Origin of the sequence: Pseudomonas sp. Pseusp3 (genome assembly GCF_047304225.1) — a bacterium.
Taxonomy (GTDB): domain Bacteria; phylum Pseudomonadota; class Gammaproteobacteria; order Pseudomonadales; family Pseudomonadaceae; genus Aquipseudomonas; species Aquipseudomonas fluorescens_CD.
Window position 1 is genome coordinate 1 of record NZ_JBGLYV010000190.1, and the last position, 4,807, is coordinate 4,807.

3 protein-coding genes, 1 tRNA gene and 1 pseudogene are annotated in these 4,807 nt (G+C 63.7%); 2 read left to right on the top strand and 3 right to left on the bottom strand.

All coding sequences use genetic code 11. The annotated features are described in order from the left end of the window. Together ACCD00_RS30150 and ACCD00_RS30155 are read left to right on the top strand one after the other, a co-directional pair. Positions 1-920, top strand: a 920-nt coding sequence (locus ACCD00_RS30150) for an alpha/beta fold hydrolase (RefSeq protein ID WP_413428854.1), incomplete at its 5' end; no start/stop codon positions are given. Between the two features lie 313 nt (positions 921-1,233). Beyond that, entirely contained in the window at positions 1,234-2,565 is a 1,332-nt protein-coding gene (locus ACCD00_RS30155) for an OprD family porin (protein WP_413428855.1), read from the top strand. Between the two features lie 8 nt (positions 2,566-2,573). Here ACCD00_RS30155 and ACCD00_RS30160 read toward each other — a convergent pair. The 3 genes and pseudogenes from ACCD00_RS30160 to ACCD00_RS30170 form a co-directional block, all read right to left on the bottom strand. Further along, positions 2,574-2,669: transfer RNA gene (locus tag ACCD00_RS30160), tRNA-Sec, on the bottom strand. A gap of 4 nt (positions 2,670-2,673) precedes the next feature. Beyond that, a complete protein-coding gene (gene selB / locus ACCD00_RS30165; RefSeq protein WP_413428856.1) occupies positions 2,674-4,581 on the bottom strand; it encodes a selenocysteine-specific translation elongation factor in 1,908 nt (635 codons plus the stop codon). Further along, positions 4,578-4,807: pseudogene (locus tag ACCD00_RS30170) on the bottom strand (L-seryl-tRNA(Sec) selenium transferase); the annotation flags it as partial. The pseudogene ACCD00_RS30170 and the gene selB, both read right to left, overlap by 4 nt.

The following is a 4,807-nucleotide window of genomic DNA, read 5'->3' on the forward strand; positions in this document are numbered from 1 at the left end:
CTGCCACACAGGCCGCGCCCTCGCCCTTCGGCCCGCTCAAGCATGTCAACGCCGGGCTGCTGGACGTGGCGTACGCCGAAACCGGCCCGGCCAACGGGCCGGTGGTGATCCTGCTGCACGGCTGGCCGTACGACATTCACAGTTATGCCGAGGTCGCGCCGTTGCTGGCCGCCAAGGGCTATCGGGTGCTGATGCCCTATGCGCGCGGCTATGGCGATACACGTTTCCTGTCGGAAAAAACCGAGCGCAACGGCCAGCCGGCTGCGCTGGCCAGTGATGTCATCGACTTCATGGACGCGCTGAAGATCAAGCAAGCGGTGCTCGGTGGCTATGACTGGGGTGCGCGCTCGGCCGACATTGTCTCGGCGCTGTGGCCGGAACGGGTCAAGGCACTGGTCTCGGTCAGCGGTTATCTGATCGGCAACCAGGCAGCCGGCAAGAACCCGCTGCCACCCAAGGCGGAATTGCAGTGGTGGTATCAGTTCTACTTCGCCACTGAACGCGGCCAGGCCGGTTACGAGAGAAACACCCACGACTTCGCCAAGCTGATCTGGCAACTGGCTTCGCCGAAATGGGCGTTCGATGACGCCACTTTTGACCGCAGCGCCAAGGCACTGGACAACCCGGACCATGTCGACATCACCGTGTTCAACTACCGCTGGCGCCTGGGCCTGGTCGAGGGCGAAAGCCGATACGAAGCGCTGGAGCAGAAACTGGCCACGGCGCCGTCCATCAGCGTGCCGACCATTACCCTGGAAGGCGATGCCAATGGCGCACCGCACCCTGCGCCCGAAGACTATGCCAAGCGTTTCACCGGCAAATACGAGTTCCGGCTGATCAACGGCGGCATCGGCCACAACCTGCCGCAGGAAGCTCCGCAGGCGTTCGCCAAGGCTGTGATCGATGCGGACCATCTTTGAGGGCTGATTCGGTTTACGCGCTTTTCCCCCGAACAACGACCTCCACCGCACGGCTCGTTTACGTAAACGGGCCGTGCGCATGCGCTATGAGTCAAACACAGCACACCGATTCAATATTCCCTGCCCGATCTACGTAACCATGGCGTCCTCACTCCTCCTGTAGGAGCGAGCTTGCTCCGGGCGGCGTTCCGACGATGGTCGTTAACGATAACGCGTGTTTACTGCCTTAACGCGGCTCACTTGAGACCATCGCGAGCGAGCTCGCTCCTACAGTGAATCCCCCCACCGTCGCTGTGCCTGTGGTGAACGATTGATGAAGTATGACTCGCAAGACCTCAGGGCCCGATTACAGCTTTGGTTATCGGTGCTGCTCGCCGGCACGGTCGGGACCGCGGTGGCGGATGAATCGGCGCAGGGCTTTCTGGACGGCGCAACGCTTGGCGTGTTCAGTCGAAACTTTTACCTGAACAGCGATTATCGATCCCCCTCGCCGACCGGCAAGAACTACAAAGCCGAGTGGGCTCAGGGCTTTATCGGCACTTTTGAATCCGGCTTCACACCGGGCACGATCGGTGTCGGCCTTGATGCCCATGCCTTTCTCGGATTGAAACTCGATGGCGGCAAGGGCCATTCCGGCACCGGTTTGCTGCCCGTGGGCAGTGATGACCGCAGTGAAAGCGACTACTCCAGCGGTGGCGGCGCGATCAAGCTCAAGGCCTCGAAAACCACCCTGGCGTTTGGCGAAATGATGGTCGAGTCCCCGGTATTCGACACTGCGGACAAACGCCTGCAACCGGAATACGCGACTGGCTTTCTGCTCAACAGTCGCGAAATCGACGGAATGAACCTGCAAGCTGGCCACTTCACGGCGTTCAAGAATCAGGACAGCGCTTCAGGCAAGGGCGACTTTTTCGGTTATGGCGCCAACACCGAGGCTGGTGGCATTTCGTTTGTCGGCGCCGACCTGTTTACCCAAAGCCCGGTCGGCGGCGCGCTGTACGCCTCGGAGTTGACCGACACCTGGCACCAGTACTACGGCAATCTGCACTTCAAGCAGTCCGACGTGTTCATCGACGCCAACCTCTATCACACCAAGGACACTGGCCAGGCGCTGGCCGGTGCCATCGACAACACCGCGTACAGCCTGTCCGGCCAGTACACGCTGGGCGCCCAGGCGTTCACCCTGGCCTATCAGAAAATCGACGGTGATACGCCGTTTGATTTTGTCGGTGGCGACTCCATCTACCTGGCCAACTCGATCAAGTTCGCCGACTTCAACGGCGCCCACGAACGCTCCTGGCAGGTTCGTTACGACCTGGACCTGGCCACCTTCGGGATACCCGGCCTGAAGTTCATGACCCGTTACGTCACCGGCGACCAGATCGACGGCACGCATGCACCACAAGGCGGGGCGTACAACCCGTTCGACCCGGCGGCCGGCACCTTCGTGCCGCAACAAGGTGCCGGGGGCCGACACTGGGAGCGCGACATCGACCTGCACTACGTCGTGCAGTCCGGGTCGGCCAAGGGTTTGTCGCTGCAACTGTCCCATGTGTCGCACCGGGCGAACGCGGCCCAGGCCGGCGATGACATCGACCGGGTGTACGTGGTCATCCAGTACCCGCTGAACTTCGGGCCGTTCTGAGCGCAAAGTGGCGGAAGGCAGCCGGAGTCGAACCTGCCCGGGAACGGATGCCGTCCCCAACCGGGTTTGAAGCCCGGCCGCGCCACCGGGCGCGATTGCCTTCCTTGATCAGAGCTCTGTGCGCTGGGCCAACGCACTGTCCGGGCGAACCTGCCGACGATCGCCAAAACGCCGGGTCAGGCCGATACGGTCGAAGTACTCCAGTATCTGAATGCTGCGCTTGCGCCCCAGGCCCACCGCATCACGAAACGCCGCCACCTGGATCACCGGGTTGGCGTCCGCCAGTTGCAACAGCATAGCCGCCAATCGGCGAATCATGCTGTCGGGGTAAAACAGGTCCCGCACCACTTGGTGCATCAAACCCAGGCGCGCCATTTTGCGCAGCAACCCGCGCACGGCCGCTTCGTCATGCCCCAGGTCGCGAACCCACGGCGGGGCGAAGCCCGCCTGTTCGAACAACGGTTGCAATTGCAGCCACAGGGCTTCGTCCTCTTCGCTCAAACGCACCTGATGCCCTGGCAGATGCAACCATGGGCCGCTGCTGGCGATGTCGCCGCTGGCCAGCAATTCGTCGAGCAGGCTGATAAACGTCGAACGCTCCATTTCGCTACCGGTGAATCGGCGCAGGCGATCCCGGTCCGGCCCCATCTGATCGGCTTCAAGCTGATGGAAACGCTCGAGGTGCTCGAGCACTGCAGCCTTCAAGGCTTCCCAGCGACTGGCACTGAACAGCAACGCGCCTTGACGGGTGTCGATCAAGCGCACATCCGCGGGCAATGTCCAACTGCTGCGCGGTCGGTTGAACTGCCGCTCCAGGCGCTGCGGATCGAGCCCGCTGTCGCTGTGGGCCAGCAATGCCGGCAACACATCTTCCAGCCTTGTGCTGTTCGCCAGCGCCTGCAGTTGCGCCAATCGTTCCGGGCTGCGACGTTGCCGGGCGGGTGCAAACGGATCCAGCACCCGGCCGCCGCCCAGGGTTCGTTGGGCACTCTGATCGCGCAGGATCAGCGGGTCGCCTTTCACCGCCTGCACCGCTGTATTGAGCAGCAGTTGCGCGAACATCCGCCCACCGGGCGCCAGACTGACGCCTTCGAGCAAGGCGACTCGACCGGTGACGTCCTGGGTGCCGAGGTGCACGTGCACCGGTTGAAAGTGCTCGAAGGCCCGGGGTTCGCCGGGGAGCAGCTGCATGTCGATGTCCAGGCGTTGGCTCGGTGCGTACGAGCCGGCGGCCAGCAACCAGTGGCCACGATGGATATGCTCCAGGGCCAGCCGTTCGGCACTCAGGTTCAATGCCACGCGCTGGCCGGCAACGGCGTGGTCGGCGGCCTGGTTTTGCGCGTGCAGGCCGCGAATGCGCACCGGTTTGCCTTGTGGCCCCAGCAGCAAGGTATCGCCCACCACGACCTGGCCGGACAGCGCCGTACCAGTCACCACGATACCGGCCCCGGCCACGCTGAACGCCCGATCGATCGCCAGGCGAAAACCACCTTCCGTGCTTCGTTGCACCACTTCACGCTGGGCATCGAGCAACGCCTTGCGCAAGGATTCGATGCCCTCGCAGGTGGAGCTCGACAGCGCAATCAGCGGCGCTTCGGCATACGGCCCGGGCGCGAGCAAGGTGCGGACCTGATCGCGCACGACCTGCACCCTGGCGCTGTCGACCCGGTCGCACTTATTGATCGCCACCAGCGCACGCGGGATGCCCAGCAACTCGACAATCGCCAGGTGCTCGCGGGTCTGCGGCATCACCCCGTCATCGGCGGCCACTACCAGCAACACCAGATCGATGCCCTGTGCCCCGGCAAGCATGTTGTGGGTGAAGCGTTCATGCCCGGGTACGTCGATGAAACCGGTCAAGCCCGCTCCCGGTTCCAGCTCGGCATACAGGTAGCCGAGGTCGATGGTCATGCCGCGCTCACGCTCTTCCCGGCGCCGGTCGCCCGCCTGACCGGTCAGCGCCTGGAGCAGCGCCGTCTTGCCGTGGTCGATGTGCCCTGCGGTGCCGACAATCACCCTGCCCGTCCCTCCACCTGCAATTGATCGAGCTGTGCCAGCCATGCCGATTCGTCGTCCAGTTGCCGCAGGTCCAGCCACAGGGCGTCATCGTCAATGCGCCCGAGTACCGCGATCGGCAATGCGCGAAAGGCTGCTTCCAGCGTCAACAGGGACCGCCCGCGCAAGCGCTTGGACGTCAGCGGACGCAGGCACAGCGCCGCGCTGGCCAGCCGCGCCACCGGTT

Coding starts and splice junctions, on each gene's coding strand:
- ACCD00_RS30155 (WP_413428855.1), top strand. CDS start 1,234: ATGAAGTATGACTCGCAAGACCTCAGGGCCCGATTACAGCTTTGGTTA.